General features: G+C 62.4%; 15 protein-coding genes and 4 pseudogenes. 8 read left to right on the top strand and 11 right to left on the bottom strand.

Annotation, left to right across the window (positions count from 1 at the left end; all coding sequences use genetic code 11):
• Positions 1–12: 12 nt before the first annotated feature.
• From AC0L7P_RS08140 to folK, 5 genes and pseudogenes are all read right to left on the bottom strand, one after another.
• Positions 13–770, bottom strand: a pseudogene (locus AC0L7P_RS08140) (pyridoxine 5'-phosphate synthase).
• Positions 771–786: 16 nt separating this feature from the next.
• Positions 787–1452, bottom strand: coding sequence for a DUF2062 domain-containing protein (locus tag AC0L7P_RS08135; RefSeq protein ID WP_473435246.1), 666 nt, complete (start codon positions 1450–1452; stop codon positions 787–789).
• Between the two features lie 19 nt (positions 1453–1471).
• A complete protein-coding gene (locus tag AC0L7P_RS08130; protein ID WP_473435245.1) occupies positions 1472–3592 on the bottom strand; it encodes a RelA/SpoT family protein in 2121 nt (706 codons plus the stop codon).
• A gap of 32 nt (positions 3593–3624) precedes the next feature.
• The gene (gene rpoZ, locus AC0L7P_RS08125) at positions 3625–3978 is read right to left on the bottom strand and encodes a DNA-directed RNA polymerase subunit omega (protein WP_473435244.1); all 354 of its coding nucleotides are present in this window, start codon (positions 3976–3978) and stop codon (positions 3625–3627) included.
• Between the two features lie 85 nt (positions 3979–4063).
• A complete protein-coding gene (gene folK, locus AC0L7P_RS08120) occupies positions 4064–4660 on the bottom strand; it encodes a 2-amino-4-hydroxy-6-hydroxymethyldihydropteridine diphosphokinase (RefSeq protein ID WP_473435243.1) in 597 nt (198 codons plus the stop codon).
• A gap of 95 nt (positions 4661–4755) precedes the next feature.
• Here folK and AC0L7P_RS08115 point away from each other — a divergent pair, with 95 nt between their 5' ends.
• The gene (locus AC0L7P_RS08115; protein WP_473435242.1) at positions 4756–5331 is read left to right on the top strand and encodes a LabA-like NYN domain-containing protein; all 576 of its coding nucleotides are present in this window, start codon (positions 4756–4758) and stop codon (positions 5329–5331) included.
• Between the two features lie 27 nt (positions 5332–5358).
• Positions 5359–5787, top strand: a complete 429-nt coding sequence (locus AC0L7P_RS08110; RefSeq protein ID WP_473435241.1) for a YqaA family protein — start codon at positions 5359–5361, stop codon at positions 5785–5787.
• On the opposite strand, the gene AC0L7P_RS08105 is transcribed toward AC0L7P_RS08110, so the two are convergent.
• The gene (locus AC0L7P_RS08105) at positions 5784–6248 is read right to left on the bottom strand and encodes a c-type cytochrome (RefSeq protein ID WP_473435240.1); all 465 of its coding nucleotides are present in this window, start codon (positions 6246–6248) and stop codon (positions 5784–5786) included. The two genes, AC0L7P_RS08110 and AC0L7P_RS08105, sit on opposite strands and share 4 nt — an antisense overlap.
• Positions 6249–6387: 139 nt before the next feature.
• Between AC0L7P_RS08105 and ispH the strand changes: the two genes are divergently transcribed.
• A complete protein-coding gene (ispH, locus tag AC0L7P_RS08100) occupies positions 6388–7338 on the top strand; it encodes a 4-hydroxy-3-methylbut-2-enyl diphosphate reductase (protein WP_473435239.1) in 951 nt (316 codons plus the stop codon).
• On the top strand, positions 7338–7799 hold the full coding sequence (locus AC0L7P_RS08095; protein WP_473435238.1) for a pyridoxamine 5'-phosphate oxidase family protein: 462 nt from the start codon (positions 7338–7340) through the stop codon (positions 7797–7799). The genes ispH and AC0L7P_RS08095 overlap by 1 nt, the downstream gene beginning before the upstream one ends.
• 2 nt (positions 7800–7801) lie before the next feature.
• Here AC0L7P_RS08095 and AC0L7P_RS08090 read toward each other — a convergent pair.
• A pseudogene (locus AC0L7P_RS08090) lies at positions 7802–8574 on the bottom strand (L-iditol 2-dehydrogenase).
• 300 nt (positions 8575–8874) lie between these two features.
• On the opposite strand from AC0L7P_RS08090, the gene AC0L7P_RS08085 reads away from it, so the two are divergent.
• The 3 genes and pseudogenes from AC0L7P_RS08085 (at position 8875) to AC0L7P_RS08075 (ending at position 11130) form a co-directional block, all read left to right on the top strand.
• Positions 8875–9978 (top strand): AI-2E family transporter, encoded by a 1104-nt coding sequence (locus AC0L7P_RS08085; RefSeq protein ID WP_473435237.1) that lies wholly within the window; start codon positions 8875–8877, stop codon positions 9976–9978.
• A 71-nt stretch (positions 9979–10049) separates the two neighbouring features.
• Positions 10050–10511: a ribonuclease HI gene (gene rnhA, locus AC0L7P_RS08080; protein ID WP_473435236.1), complete on the top strand. Its 462-nt coding sequence runs from the start codon at positions 10050–10052 to the stop codon at positions 10509–10511.
• Positions 10508–11130: pseudogene (locus AC0L7P_RS08075) on the top strand (trimeric intracellular cation channel family protein). The gene rnhA and the pseudogene AC0L7P_RS08075 overlap by 4 nt, the downstream one beginning before the upstream one ends.
• A 2-nt stretch (positions 11131–11132) precedes the next feature.
• Here AC0L7P_RS08075 and fmt read toward each other — a convergent pair.
• The 4 genes and pseudogenes from fmt to def (AC0L7P_RS08055) all read right to left on the bottom strand — a co-directional run bounded on the left by fmt (position 11133) and on the right by def (AC0L7P_RS08055) (position 13605).
• Positions 11133–12031, bottom strand: a pseudogene (fmt, locus tag AC0L7P_RS08070) (methionyl-tRNA formyltransferase).
• 73 nt (positions 12032–12104) lie between these two features.
• Positions 12105–12599, bottom strand: coding sequence for a peptide deformylase (def, locus tag AC0L7P_RS08065; RefSeq protein WP_473435235.1), 495 nt, complete (start codon positions 12597–12599; stop codon positions 12105–12107).
• The gene (gene def, locus AC0L7P_RS08060) at positions 12596–13087 is read right to left on the bottom strand and encodes a peptide deformylase (protein ID WP_473435234.1); all 492 of its coding nucleotides are present in this window, start codon (positions 13085–13087) and stop codon (positions 12596–12598) included. Before def (AC0L7P_RS08060) ends, def (AC0L7P_RS08065) begins: the two co-directional genes overlap by 4 nt.
• Positions 13084–13605, bottom strand: coding sequence for a peptide deformylase (gene def, locus AC0L7P_RS08055; protein ID WP_473435420.1), 522 nt, complete (start codon positions 13603–13605; stop codon positions 13084–13086). Before def (AC0L7P_RS08055) ends, def (AC0L7P_RS08060) begins: the two co-directional genes overlap by 4 nt.
• Positions 13606–13733: 128 nt before the next feature.
• Here def (AC0L7P_RS08055) and AC0L7P_RS08050 point away from each other — a divergent pair, with 128 nt between their 5' ends.
• Complete coding sequence (locus AC0L7P_RS08050) at positions 13734–14903, top strand: MalY/PatB family protein (protein ID WP_473435233.1); 1170 nt, start codon at positions 13734–13736, stop codon at positions 14901–14903.
• Positions 14904–14967 lie beyond the last annotated feature (64 nt).

The raw sequence follows: 14967 nt of genomic DNA, 5'->3' as shown, positions 1-14967 counted from the left end.
CTTGCGCCCGGTTCATCCCACCGTCCGGGCCGCATCCATCAGGCGGCGCATTTCGGCCATGGCAGCGGGCAGGCCGACAAAAATCGCCTCGCCCACCAGAAAATGCCCGATGTTCAATTCCACCACCTGCGGCAGGGCGGCGATGGGGGCGACGCAATCATAGGTCAGCCCGTGACCGGCGTGGACCTCAAGCCCCAGATCGGCGGCCAGCGCGGCCATCTCGCGCAGGCGGGCCAGTTCGGCATCGCGTTGCGCAAACTGCCCCTCGGCGTGGAAATCGCAATAGGCGCCGGTGTGCAGTTCCACCACCGCAGCGCCGATCCGCGCCGATGCCCGGATCTGCGTTTCGTCAGCCCCGACAAACAGCGACACCCGACAGCCCGCATCGCGCAGGGGGCTGATGAACCGCGCCAGTCGGGTATCATCGCCCGCCACCTCAAGCCCGCCTTCGGTTGTGCGTTCCTCGCGTTTTTCGGGAACGATGCACACGGCGTGGGGGCGGTGGCGCAGGGCGATGGCCTGCATTTCATCGGTGGCGGCCATTTCAAAATTCAGCGGAATGCTCAGGGCGTCCATCAGATGGTCGATGTCGCCATCCAGAATGTGGCGGCGATCTTCGCGCAGATGGGCGGTAATGCCATCTGCGCCGGCCTCTTGCGCCATCAACGCGGCACGCCGGGGATCGGGCACAGCGCCCCCCGGGCATTGCGGACGGTGGCGACGTGATCGATATTCACACCAAGGCGCAGGCGGTCAGGGGATTGGGGCATTGTCGGCTCCTGTGGGTCAGCCGGCATTTGACGGCGGGTTCGGTTTCAGTTTGGCCGCTTCCATGGCCGCGCGCCGTTTGGCAAAGTTCTTTTTCAACCGCTTGATCCGCGATTTCTGATAGGCGGTGATCAGCGGGCGCGATGCAAAATAGGCCGCCAGCGCCGCAATGATACCCGGGATGATACCCCCGACAAGGTACGGCAGGAACACCCTGTCGAAAAATTGGTTCAGATGGCTCCAGCGTACGGGTTCAGGCGTGAACACCGCCTTGAGGTTGTGCCAGATTTCAAGGGAGGCATAGGAAAACGCGGACACCACCGACGGGTGGTTCAGGTTGCCGCTGCTTTGGCCCAACATCCAACTGCCCAATTCGACCGATACCGTGGCGATGATCGGAAATGTCAGCGGATTGCCCGCAAAGGTGCCCAGAACCGACGCCAGCAGATTGCCGCGCATCACCCATGCGATGGCCATCGCCGCAACGAAATGGAACCCGAACAGCGGCGTAAAGCTGATGAACACCCCGGCCGCCAATCCACGGCTGATCTTGTGGGCGGGATCCGGCAAACGGCGCAGGCGATGCCCGACATATTGCACCGCACGCATCCAGCCACCACGGGGATAGAACAGCTCACCTATGGTCTGAAGATATGAACGTGGGGTGCGTCGTTTGAACACCACTGAATTTGCGTCCTTTATATCAGGGTTTGCGGCTCAGGTCGCGGTGACGGCGGATCGTGGCAACATCGCTGTCAGCCTCAAGCGCCAGACGAACAGCGTGCATGTGTTCGGCATCCCGCAAGTCAACATCTATAATAAGGCGATAAAAGTCCTGTTTTCTGTTGCTGAAGTGAAGATCCGAGATATTTGCCTTTTGTTCACCGATAAGCGTGCACAGCCGCCCCAGAACCCCGGCATCATTGCTGATCGTCATGTCGAACGACACCGTATGCACGGCGGCGTGGGGGCCGGAATGCCAGGTCAGATCGACCCAGCGGTCGGTTTCATCCTCAAAATCGCTCAGGACGGGGCAATCAATGGCGTGAATGCGCACCCCCTGCCCGCGATAGGTGATTCCCACGATCCGTTCCCCCGGCACCGGCTGACAGCAATCGGCGCGGTCAAAGGTCTGATTCGGGGACAGCCCGACAATGGCGCGGCTTTGCTCGATCGCTTCGCCGGGGGTCACGGTCAGTTCGGGATAAAGCACCTGCACCACCTGACGCGCAGGCAGTTCGGCAGACCCCAGCCGCGCCAGCAATTCATCGCTGCTGTTCAGGTTCAGGCGGCGGGCCGCCGTGGTCAGCGCGCGGTCGCTCATCCGTTTGCCAACGTGATCAAAGGCGACGCGGGCCAGCTCCAGCCCAAGTTTGATGAACCTTTCGCGATCCTCATCGCGCAAAGACCGGCGAATCGCCGTTTTCGCCCGCCCGGTGGCGACGATATCAACCCAGGTGGATTGCGGGCGCTGGCCCTCGGCGGTGATGATTTCAACGGATTGGCCGTTTTTCAGCCGGGTCCACAGGGGCACGCGAATGGCATCCACCTTGGCCCCCACGCAACTGTCGCCGATCCTTGTGTGAATCGCATAGGCAAAATCCAGCGGCGTCGCCCCGCGCGGCAATTTCACCACATCGCCCTTGGGGGTGAAACAGAACACCTGATCGGTGTACATTTCCAGTTTGACCGCTTCCAGAAAATCCTGGTGATCCTCGGCGGTATCCAACCGTTCGGTAAGCGAGGCGATCCATTTGACCGGATCAACGGCAAAGGGGTTTTCCACCCGCACGCCATCGCGGTACGACCAATGGGCGGCAACCCCGGTTTCCGCCACCTCGTGCATCAGACGGGTGCAGATCTGCACCTCGACGCGTTTGCCATCGCGCCCCGAAACGGTGGTGTGAATCGAACGATAGCCGTTGGACTTCGGCTGTGAGATGTAATCCTTGAACCGCCCCGGCACCGCACGCCAGCGTTGGTGGATCGCCCCGAGAACACCGTAACATTCCAATTCGGTGCCACAGATCACCCGAAACCCATAGATGTCGGACAGGCGCGAAAACGAAAGCTGCTTTTCCTCCATCTTGCGCCAGATCGAATAGGGTTTCTTGGCGCGGCCAAACACTTCGGCCTCGATGTGGGTCTTTTTCAGCTCGTGCTGGATGTCGCCGGTGATCTTGTGAATCACATCGCCGGTTTCACGCTGAAGCTTGATGAACCGGCGGATAATGCTGGTGCGCCCTTCGGGGTTCAGCACCTCGAACGCCAGATCCTCCAGCTCGTCACGCATCCACTGCATCCCCATGCGCCCGGCAAGGGCGGCATAGATATCCATGGTTTCGCGGGCCTTTTGCACCTGTTTTTCCGGGCGCATGGATTTGATCGTGCGCATATTGTGCAGCCGGTCGGCCAGTTTCACCAGGATCACCCGCAGATCCTTGGACATGGCCATGAACAGCTTGCGGAAATTCTCGGCCTGCTTGGTTTCGGTGCTGTTCAGTTGCAGGTTGGTCAGTTTGGTAACACCATCAACCAGTTCGGCCACGTTGGTGCCGAATTTCTGCGCCACCTCGCCATAGGTGGATTTGGTGTCTTCGATGGTATCGTGCAGCAGCGCCGTAACGATGGTGGCATCGTCAAGCTGCATGTCCGCCAGAATACAGGCGACGGCAACGGGGTGGGTGAAATAGGGTTCGCCGGAATGGCGAAACTGACCCTCGTGCATGGCCTGACCATAGGCATAGGCATCGGTCAGAAGCCGTGCATTGGTCTTTGGATTATAGGCGCGGACCAGGGCAATCAGGTCTTGGGCTGTCGTCATCCGGTCCGCCGCCTTGCACACTTTGGTGCGTGTTACTGTTGCCCCTGCGCTTCCATAAGGGCACGCAGAAGTTTCTCTTCGCTCATGTCGTCTTCGGCGGGCTTGTCGGGCGCGCCGCCCATGAGAAGGGCCATGGAATCTTCTTCCGGTTCGTCCACTTCGATCTGGGTCTGGTGGCTTTCGATCATCCGCTCGCGCAGATCATCGGCCTGTTGGGTTTCATCGGCGATTTCACGCAGGGAAACCACAGGGTTCTTGTCGTTGTCGCGATCCACCGTCAATGCACCGCCCGAGGCGATTTCGCGCGCCCGGTGGGCGGCCAGCATCACCAGTTCGAACCGGTTTGGTACTTTGTCTACGCAGTCTTCAACCGTTACGCGGGCCATTGGAAACTCCAGTCGGGAAAGAAAAGCCTGAACGGTGTATGTAGGCCTGTTGAAAATCCTTGACAACCACAAACAACCGCAAACGTCAGGTTTGCAACGCGATCACAGAGGATTTATCGCCCTCGGGCAGCGCATCGGCCATCTGACGCACGGTCAGGCCCGAAACCGGGTGGCGCCAGTCGGGCGCAACGTCGAGCAGGGGAATCAGCACGAACGCCCGGTCGGCCATCCGGGGGTGCGGCGCTATCAACTCTTCGGGAGCGCGCAGCCGCTGTTGCGCAACGGCAAGATCGCGCCAGTGACAGAAGGTTGCAAGATCAGGCAGAACCGCATCGCCGAACGCCAATAAATCAAGGTCCATCGTGCGGTTTCCCCAGCGTTGCACCCGCTGGCGCCCCATGTCGGATTCAATGCTGTGAAGGTGTGACAAAAGCTCCCGTGCGGTAAGCCTTGTTTCGCAGGCCGCAACAGCATTAATATAGTCAGGTCCGGCATCTGCCGGAAAGCAGGGCGTAGAGAATGAACGGCTGTGCTGCATCAACCGACAATCGGGAGTGTCGAGTTTATGCAGGGCGGTCGCTATGGCGCCTGCTAGCGTTTGACCCGTCAGGGTTGTATTCGCGCCCAGTGCGATCAGTACATTGGTACTGTTACAAGCTTGAAAGGATGGTTGCGTCACCATTTAAATTCCTTAAATATCAAAGAACCCCGGACCGCGCGCTATCACTTCTCGCTCACGGAAACCAGCAGCCCGGGCCATTAGAAGGACTCTATTTCATGTTTTACCGGGACGAACGGCTTGCGCTGTTCATTGATGGGTCCAACCTTTACGCTGCCGCAAAGGCGCTTGGGTTTGACATCGACTATAAACTACTGCGACAGGAATTCATGCGGCGTGGCAAACTGTTACGTGCGTTCTACTATACCGCCCTGCTTGAAAATGACGATTATTCCCCGATCCGGCCCCTGGTCGATTGGCTGCATTACAACGGGTTCACCATGGTCACAAAACCGGCCAAGGAATACACCGACAGTCAGGGTCGCCGGAAGGTGAAAGGCAATATGGATATCGAACTTGCCGTTGATGCCATGGAACTGGCGCCGCGGGTCGATCATATCGTGTTGTTTTCCGGGGATGGTGATTTTCGCCCTCTGGTAGAAAGCCTGCAACGATCAGGGGTTCGGGTTTCGGTGGTATCCACCATCCGCAGCCAGCCGCCGATGATCTCGGACGAGCTGCGCCGTCAGGCCGACAACTTTATCGAGTTGGACGAACTGAAAGAGGTGATTGGCCGCCCCCCGCGCGAACCCCGCGAAGAAGAGCGCCCATTGCGCGAGGTGGTGGGCGAATAACATCGCCCCCGCCCGGGCAGCGCCGGGATGAGCGGCCTTGCCCTTCTTTTTGTCGTCGCGTTCGGCGCGGCGACGCTGCTGCCCCTGCAATCCGAAATCGTCTTTGCCGCCCTGCAAGTGCGGGGCGAAATAGCGTTGCCGTGGCTGATCGTCGTGGCCAGCCTTGGCAATACCGCCGGGGCGCTGGTGAATTATGCCCTTGGATGGCAGGTCGACCGATTTGCCGACCGGCGTTGGTTTCCGGTCAAACCGGCACAGATGGCCCGCGCCCAGGTGTGGTTCGGCCGCTGGGGGGTTTGGGCGCTGCTGCTGTCATGGGCGCCTTTGGGTGATGCGATCACGCTGGTGGCGGGGGTCATGCGCACACCTTTGTGGCTGTTCCTGCTGCTGGTCGGTTTCGCCAAGACGGCGCGTTATGGCGTTCTGGCGGCGGTCACAGCGGGGCTGATCGGTTAGGGGGCGCTGGCGGCATTCATGGCGTTGTGGCGTTCGATAATCGCGGCGGGCCATGTGGATTTGATATAGGCCAGCGTCGCGGTGATGTCTGCATCGCTGAGCACGCCGTCATAGCCCGGCATATCGCTTTCATACCCCTGCCCGACCATCGCGGCGACGCCCTCTTTGGTGATCGCAAACAGGGCGGCATCGGGGTGATGCCAGGTGTGGCCCGATTGATCATGGGGAGGCGCGGGCATGCGGCCCTTGGCATTTTTCTGGCGCCAGTCTGGTTGTCCCTCCAGGGTGGGCCCATGGCAGGCGGCGCAGGTTTCGTCATAAATTTCCTTGCCCCGGGCCACCACGGCAGGATCGTCATAGGCAAACAACTGCCCCTTGCGCGGGGCGGCATCTGTGGCAATCCAGAAGGTTCCGGCCACGCCTGCCGCAAGGGTGACGATGGTGATGGATTTGGCTGTCATGGCGGCTCCTTCGGGTTGACGCCCGACATCGCAGGTTCCCGCAGGGGGAAGCCAATTCACATTTCCGCGAGGCCGCGGGGGCTGGACGCCCGACCCGTCAATCCTTACCTGTTCCCCAATATCCGATAGGAGTGCAGACATGGCCCAACCGCCCCTTTCCCTGTATCTGGCCGCGCCGCGCGGGTTTTGCGCGGGCGTGGACCGGGCGATCAAGATCGTTGAAATGGCGATCGAGAAATGGGGCGCGCCCGTCTATGTGCGCCACGAAATCGTGCACAACAAATTCGTCGTCGACGGGTTGCGCGCCAAGGGCGCCGTGTTTGTCGAGGAACTGGATGAATGCCCCATTGACCGGCCCGTGATCTTTTCCGCCCATGGGGTGCCAAAGGCGGTGCCCGCCGCCGCCGAGGCGCGGCAGATGGTTTTTGTCGATGCCACCTGCCCGCTGGTCAGCAAGGTGCATATCGAGGCAGCCCGCCATTCGGAAAACGGCTTGCAGATGGTGATGATCGGCCATGCCGGCCACCCCGAAACCCTTGGCACCATGGGACAATTGCCCGAAGGCGAGGTGTTGTTGGTGGAAACCGTCGCCGATGTGGCCCGGGTGGCCCCGCGCGACCCGGAACGGTTGGCGTTTATCACCCAGACCACCCTTTCGGTCGATGATACCGCCGGGATTGTTGCCGCGCTCAAGGCCCGGTTTCCCGCCATTGTCGGGCCGCACAAGGAAGACATCTGTTACGCCACCACCAACCGTCAGGAATCGGTCAAGGCGATGGCCCCCAATTGCGACGCCATTCTGGTGATTGGCGCGCCCAATTCGTCAAACTCGCGCCGGTTGGTCGAGGTGGGGCGCACGGCGGGCTGCGGTTATGCGCAATTGGTGCAACGGGCCACTGATATCGACTGGCGCGCGCTGGACGGGATCACCAGCATCGGCATCACCGCCGGGGCCAGCGCCCCCGAAATTCTGGTGAACGAGGTGATCGACGCCTTCCGCGCCCGCTATGACGTGACAATGGAACTGGTGGAAACGGCAGTGGAAAACGTGGAATTCAAGGTACCACGGGTGCTGCGGGAACCGCTGTAATGGCCACACCGTTCGACCCGGCTCTGGTGTTGGACCGGGCATTGATGGCCAATCTGGCCACGGTGGCGCCCGATGGCACGCCGCGCAACGCGCCGGTCTGGTATCAGTGGGAGGATGGCGCGCTTTGGATGCTGGGCGGCAAGGACAACGCCAGCACCCGCCGTCTGGCCACCAACCCCGCCTGCGCGGTCGAGATCGTGGATTTTGACCGTGACCTTGGCCTGCTGCGCCATCTAGGTCTGCGCGGGCGCGCCGAAATTCACCCCATGCGCCCCGATCTGTTTCGCCGCCTGCTGGCGCGCTATCTGGGCGCCCCGGAGGGGTGGAATCCGTGGTTCATCGACACCATCGCCCGCATCGACGACCCCGAAGGCCGCCTGATCCGCCTGTCCCCCGACAGCATATTCACCAACGACGTGTCTTATTTCCGCACCGGCCCGGACCGCGCCAGCCGCCCCTGAGGTCAGCTCATCCACTGCCCGCCATCAACGTTATAGGTTTGGGCCACGATGTAATCGGATTCACCTGAGGCAAGAAAAACCGCCATCCCCGCCAGATCGGCAGGCACCGCGAACCGCCCCGCCGGCACCCCGGCGGCGACTTCGGCCTTTTTCTGGCCCGGCGCCTTGCCTTCGAGTTTGGCAAACATCGCATCCACATGCGCCCAATGTTCGCCGTCCACCACCCCGGGCGCGATGGCATTGACGTTGATCCCGTGCCCGATCAGATTCAGGCCCGCCGATTGGGTCATCGAAATCACCGCCGCCTTGGTCGAACAATAAACCAGAACAAGGCTTTCCCCCGTCGCCCCGCCTGCGAAGCCATGTTGATGATCTTGCCCCCGTGGCCCTGCGCAATCATCTGTTTGGCGGCGGCCTGCATGGTGAACAGCGTACCGGCCACGTTGACGGCATAAAGGCGGTCATAACTTTCGCGGGTGATATCGACCGTTTCGGCGGCATCAAACAGCGCCGCATTGTTGATCAGGATATCAAGCTTGCCCGCCCGGCCCACAACCGATGCGATGGCGGCGTCGATACTGGCCTGATCGCTCACGTCGATCTGCACTGCAAAGGCCGCGTCACCCAGCGCCCGCGCCGTTGCCTCGGCGGCCTCAAGGTTGATATCGCCAATGGCCACGGTGGCGCCTTCGGCGACATAGGCCTCGGCAAAGCCACGCCCGATTCCACGGGCAGCCCCGGTGATCAGCGCCGATTTTCCGTCCAGTCGTTTCATATCCGTCAACGCCCCCGTGCATCATATGGTCTGCGGTTTCGGCTTTTCGGATCAGGCGGATCGTCGTGCCCCGAATGTGCCATCCCTTTACACTATACGCTTTGCGCACACCGTCCAGATGGGCAGGGCTGAATATGTCTGGCCAATGATCTGGCCCGGCACGTGCCGGGCCCTGTCAGATCGCCACCAGCGGCACCATGACCCTGCGCTTTTATCTGCCTCCTCCGGGAACCATCGCCTTGCATCCCCGTTAGGGAACAACCGGTCCGCGCCTGCGGCCACCGGACAAACGGAGACCCGATGGCGCGCGAACCCGACACAGCCGACACCCCGGAACTGCACACCCTGAACGCAATCCGGCGGGGCGTGACGATCCTTGTGGTGATTTCACTGTTTTCCACGGCCTATGTGGCGCGGGATCTGCTGTTGCCCATCCTTGGCGGGCTGCTCATCGCGCTGACCCTGCGCCCCATGGCCCGGGGGATGCAGCGTCTGGGCCTGCCCGCACCGGTGAGCGCCGTGATCCTGTGCCTTGGAATCGCAGTGATCTTTTTGGGCGGCGCGCTGCTTTCGGCGGGTGCGGTCAACACGCTGATGGCCGACGGCGCCCAGATGCAGGCGGATCTGCAACATCGCCTTGCACGGATCATGATTTCGGTGCGCGATGTGCAGGATGCCTCGAAAGAAGTCGAACAGATCACCAAGATGGGCGACAATGCCGCGCGTGAGGTGGTGGTGCAGCAACCCTCGCTTTTGAACAACGCGATGAGTTCGCTGGGCCAGATCGGCGCAACCTTTGCCGTGGCGCTGGTGCTGGCGACGTTCCTGCTGGCCTCGGGTGAATTGTTCCTGATCAAACTGGTGCAGGCCTTTCCACGGATGAGCGACAAGAAACGCGCCCTGAACACCGTTTACGATATTGAGCGCAACGTGTCGCGCTATCTGCTGACGATCACGATGATCAACTTCTGCCTTGGGCTGGCCGTGGCCGGGGCTTTGGCGGTGATCGGGCTGGAATATCCGTATATCTGGGGCATTCTGGCGTTTTGTCTGAATTTCCTGCCCTATATCGGCGGTCTGGCGGGGGCGGCCCTGGTTGGGGCCTTTGCCGTGGTGTCGTTTGAGTCGCTGGCCTATGCGGTGCTGGCCCCTGCCACCTATCTGTGCCTGACCGCCCTTGAGGGCCAATTCATCACCCCCTGGCTGGTCGGGCGGCGATTGGAAATGAACCCGGTCGCGGTGTTTCTGACCGTCGTGGTCTGGGGCTGGCTTTGGGGGATTCCCGGCGCGCTGGTCGCGGTGCCGCTTTTGGTGGTGTTCAAGGTGATCTGCGACAACGTCGAACGCCTGACCACCATCGGGCGTTTCCTGGGTGGCCCGGAACCCGACCGCGAAAAAACCTAGGGGCCGCATGTCTGGCCAGTTGGCAAAACAGCGGGTATGACCGCGCCACCTGAACCAGCGGAGCCTGCCCCATGCCCGAAATCCACGCCTATACCGATGGCGCCTGTAGCGGAAACCCCGGCCCCGGAGGCTGGGGCGCGCTGATGATCGCCCGCGCCGGTGGCAAAGTGGTGAAACAGCGCGAACTGAAAGGCGGCGAGGCCGACACCACAAACAACCGCATGGAGCTTTTGGCGGCGATCAGCGCGCTTGAATCCCTGTCGCGGCCCAGCACGATCACCATCGTCACCGACAGCGCCTATGTGAAAAACGGCGTGACAAGCTGGATTCACGGCTGGAAACGCAACGGCTGGCGCACCTCGCAAAAGAAACCCGTCAAGAACGAGGATCTGTGGCGCCGCATCGATGCAGCACAACAGCGCCATGATGTGACATGGACGTGGGTAAAGGGCCACGCCGGCCACCCGGAAAACGAACGCGCCGATGAATTGGCCCGGGCCGGAATGGCCCCCTTCAAGCCGGGCAAACCGTGACCCTGCTTGCCTCGCTCGATTACGCCGCCGTGGCGATTTTCGCCCTGACCGGCGCGCTGGTGGCCAGCCGCGCCCAGCTTGATATTGTCGGGTTCGTGGTGCTGGCCGGACTGACGGCAGTGGGGGGCGGCACCCTGCGCGATGTGCTGCTCAACCGCGATCCGGTGTTCTGGATCGCCCAGCCCGCCTATCTCTGGGTGATCGCGGCGGCGGGGGTTTTCGTGTTTTTCGCCGCCCATCTGGTGGAAAGCCGCTATCGCTGGCTGCTGTGGCTGGATGCCCTCGCGCTTGCCGTGGCCGTCCCGGCGGGAACGGGGGTGGCGCTGGCCATGGACCAACCGCCGCTGATCGTGATCGTCATGGGGGTGGCCACCGGCTGTTTTGGCGGGCTGATGCGTGATGTGGTGGCAAATGAGGTGCCCCTGCTGCTGAAGCAGGGCGAACTTTATGCCACCGCCGCCGTCGGGGGGCTGCTGCCGGGCTGGGGGCGCTGCATCTGGGCGCCACGCCCGATCTGGCGCTGGGGGCCAGCGCGGCGGCAACCCTGGCGCTCAGGGCCGGATCGCTGGCCTTTGGCTGGCGTTTGCCGGTCTATCGCGCCCGCCCGCCGCGCGCCTAGGCTCAGCCCAACCTCTCGGGCAGGGACAGGCCGCGCAGCACATCTTCGGCATCCATCGCCGCCCTGCCCGCCCGCTGGGCGCGCAGTACCTGCACGGCGTCCTTGCCACAGGCCACGGTGAATCCGCCCAAAACCTGCCCCGGCGCGCCGCCCCCGGCACGGCCTTTGCGCGCAAAACCTTCACCCGCTCGCCCGCCACATCGCACCACGCGCCGGGAAACGGCGACAGCCCGTTGATATGGCGCGCCACCTCAGAGGCCGGGCGTGCCCAATCCACCCGCGCCTCGGCCTTGTCGATCTTGCTGGCATAGGTGACGCCCGCCTCGGATTGCGGCACAGGCCTCAATCCCGCCAGATCGCCCAAGGCCCGGACAATCAGATCCGCCCCCATCCCCGACAGCCGATCATGCAGTTCCCCCGCGGTGTCGCCCGGTTCAATCGGCGTTACATCGCGCAACAGCACCGGCCCGGTGTCCAGCCCCGCTTCCATCTGCATGATGCAAACGCCGGTGTCCGCATCCCCCGCCATCACCGCCCGGTGAATCGGCGCCGCCCCGCGCCAGCGCGGCAACAATGACGCGTGAATGTTCAGGCACCCATGACGCGGCGCATCAAGCACCGCCTGGGGCAGGATCAACCCATAGGCCACCACCACGGCCACATCCGCCTCAAGCGCGGCAAAATCCTGCTGCTCAACCACGCCTTTCAACGACACTGGATGACGCACCGGCAGGCCCAGCGCCCCGGCGCGAACATGTACCGGCGACGGGCGGTCCTTTTTGCCCCGCCCCGCCGGGCGCGGCGGCTGGGAATAGACACAGGCCACATCATGCCCCGCCCCCACCAGCGCCTCCAGCACCGGCACAGAAAAATCAGGCGTCCCCATGAACACGATCCGCATGATGCCGCTCCCCCTCTTTTTACTGACCTCAAATACTCCCGCCGGAGGCATCCGACGCCGGACAAAAACGCGCCTATCGCAGCTTTGCCGCCTTCTTCAGCAGCATCGCCCGCTTGACCCGGCTGAGGCGGTCGAAATACATCTGCCCGTTCAGATGGTCGATCTGGTGCTGCACGCTTGTCGCCCACAACCCGACGAAATCGCGCTGCTCCGGTTCCCCCTTTGCATTCAGGAACCCCACCGTCACGGCGCGGGGCCGCTCGATCGGGGCGGACAAGCCTGGCAGGTTGGGCGAGGCTTCCTCGTGCCAGCGCGGCGCGACGCTGGAATGCAGCACTTCGGGGTTGGCCATGCGCACCGCCTGCCCCCGCTTGTCCGAGGCATCAACCACCGCAAGGCGCAGCATCACCCCAAGTTGCGGCGCGGCAAGGCCGACGCCGGGCATGGCATCCATGGCCGCGATCATCTCATTCCACAGGGCGCGGATGTCATCGGTGATCGCGTCCACCGGTGCTGCAACACTGCGCAGGCGCTTGTCGGGCCACATGACAAAGGCGCGGGGCGTCATGCCAGAAACCCCGCCTCAAGGCTGGCGCGCAGGTCGGGCGCGATATGGTCAAAAATCACGATACCGTTCAGATGGTCCAATTCATGCTGGGCGCAGGTCGCGGCAAACCCGTCCAGATCGGCGCGCTGTGCCTGCCCCGCCAGATCCTGCCAGCCAAGGGTGATGGCCGCCGGGCGCGTCACGGCCATGGGCGTGTCGGGGATCGACAAACAGCCTTCGTCGCCCGTGGCAGCCGCATCCGACGCCGCCAGAATTTCAGGGTTCACACAGATCATCGGTTCGGGGGGGCCATCCTTCCATGCCACATCCATGACGAACAGGCGCTGTTTCACCCCCACCTGCGGCGCGGCCAGGCCCCGCCCCGGCGCGGCGTACATGGTTTCCAGCATATCATCGGCCAGCCGGGTCAATGCCCCGTCAAACACCGTAACCGGCGCGCATGTCACCCGCAGCACCGGATCAGGCCAAAGGCGGATCGGCAGGATCACGCGCGCAGCCGCTCGCGTTTCAGCTTCACCATCTTGCGGGTGATCATCTGGCGGCGCAGGGGTTTGAGGTAATCAATGAACAGCTTGCCATCCAGATGGTCGATCTCGTGCTGCACGCAGGTCGCCCACAAACCGCTGAACCGCTCGGAATGTTCTGCCATGTCCAGATCGTGCCATGCCACCTCAACCTCGGCGGGGCGTTCGACCTCGCCGTATTGTTCAGGGATCGACAGGCAACCTTCGTCATAAACGGATTGCGCATCCGACGCCCAGGTCACTCTGGGATTCAGCATGGCAATGGGGCGCGGCGCGGCGCCGTCCTCCTTGACGCAATCCAGCACGATCAGCCGTTGCATCACCCCCACCTGTGGCGCAGCCAGGCCGATGCCCGGCGCGTCATACATGGTTTCCAGCATGTCCCCCGCCAGGGCGCGCAGGGCCGGCGTGACCTCGGCCACGGGAAGGGCGGTTTTTTTCAGACGCGGATCGGGGTGTATGAGTATATCAAGCAGGGCCATGGGCGGGATGTAAGCGGGCAAAGCCGGTTTGGCAATATCGCCACGGCGCCAATGGGGCAAATTGGGGCTGGACGTGGCCCTGCCCCGGCGTAGTGTGGCGCCGGATAACGGCAAAAGGATACCCCACCATGAATTTCGACGAAATCATTGATCGCCGCGGCACCCACAGCGCCAAATGGGACATGATGGAGCCGCTCTACGGCGTGTCGCGCGACGAAGGGTTGTCGATGTGGGTGGCCGACATGGATTTCCGCCCGCCCCAATGTGTGCAGAACGCAGTGCAGGCCATGGCCGATCATGGGGTCTATGGGTATTATGGGGATGATGCGGCTTACAAGGCCGCAGTCCAGTGGTGGATGAACAACCGGCATGATTGGCAGATAGAACCCGAGTGGATTTTCACCACCCATGGTTTGGTCAACGGCACCTCCATGTGCCTTGATGCCTTTACCGCGCCGGGCGATGGCATCGTGCTGTTCACCCCCGTTTATCACGCCTTTGCCAAGGTCATCAACGCATCGGACCGGCGGGTTGTGGAATGCGAAATGGCCCTGAACGACGGGCGGTATGAGTTGGATATCGCCCGCTGGGATACGCAGATGGACGGCAGCGAAACCATGCTGGTGCTGTGTTCGCCCCACAATCCCGGCGGCCGCGTCTGGACCCGTGATGAGTTGGAACAGGTAGCCGATTTCGCCCGCCGCCACGATCTGATTCTGGTCAGCGATGAAATTCATCACGATCTGATCTATCCCGGCCATCGCCATATCCCCATGGCCCATCTCGACGGCATCGCCGACCGGCTGGTGATGATGACGGCCACAACCAAGACATTCAACATCGCCGGATCGCATATCGGCAATGTGATTATCCCTGATGCGAAACTGCGCGCCCGGTTTGGGGCCCGGATGGCAGCCATGGGCCTGTCGCCCAATTCCTTCGGGCTGTTCATGGCCACCGCCGCTTATTCCGCCGATGGCGCGGCATGGGTGGATGAATTGATGATCTACCTTGATGGCAACCGCAGGCTGTTCGATGAAGGGATCAACGCCATTCCGGGCCTGTCGTCGGTGCCGCTTGAGGCGACTTACCTTAGCTGGGTGAATTTTGACGGCACAGGCATGGCCCCCACTGAATTTACCGAACGGGTGGCAAAATCAGCCAAAATCGCCGCCAACGCCGGGGCGACCTTTGGCAAGGGCGGCGAAACCTTTTTGCGGTTCAACATCGCCACGCCACGCGCACGCATCGAACAGGCCGTCGCCCGCCTGAAAGACGCCTTCGGCGATCTGCAATAAACGCACCTTACCCCGGCGGGGATCGGCCTTGGCCAACCCCGCCATCCATGCTTTTATCCCGGCA

The organism is Oceaniglobus sp. K40-3, assembly GCF_055808395.1.
Note: the sequence above shows the minus strand (reverse complement) of the source record. Positions and strands in the feature narration are given on the sequence as shown.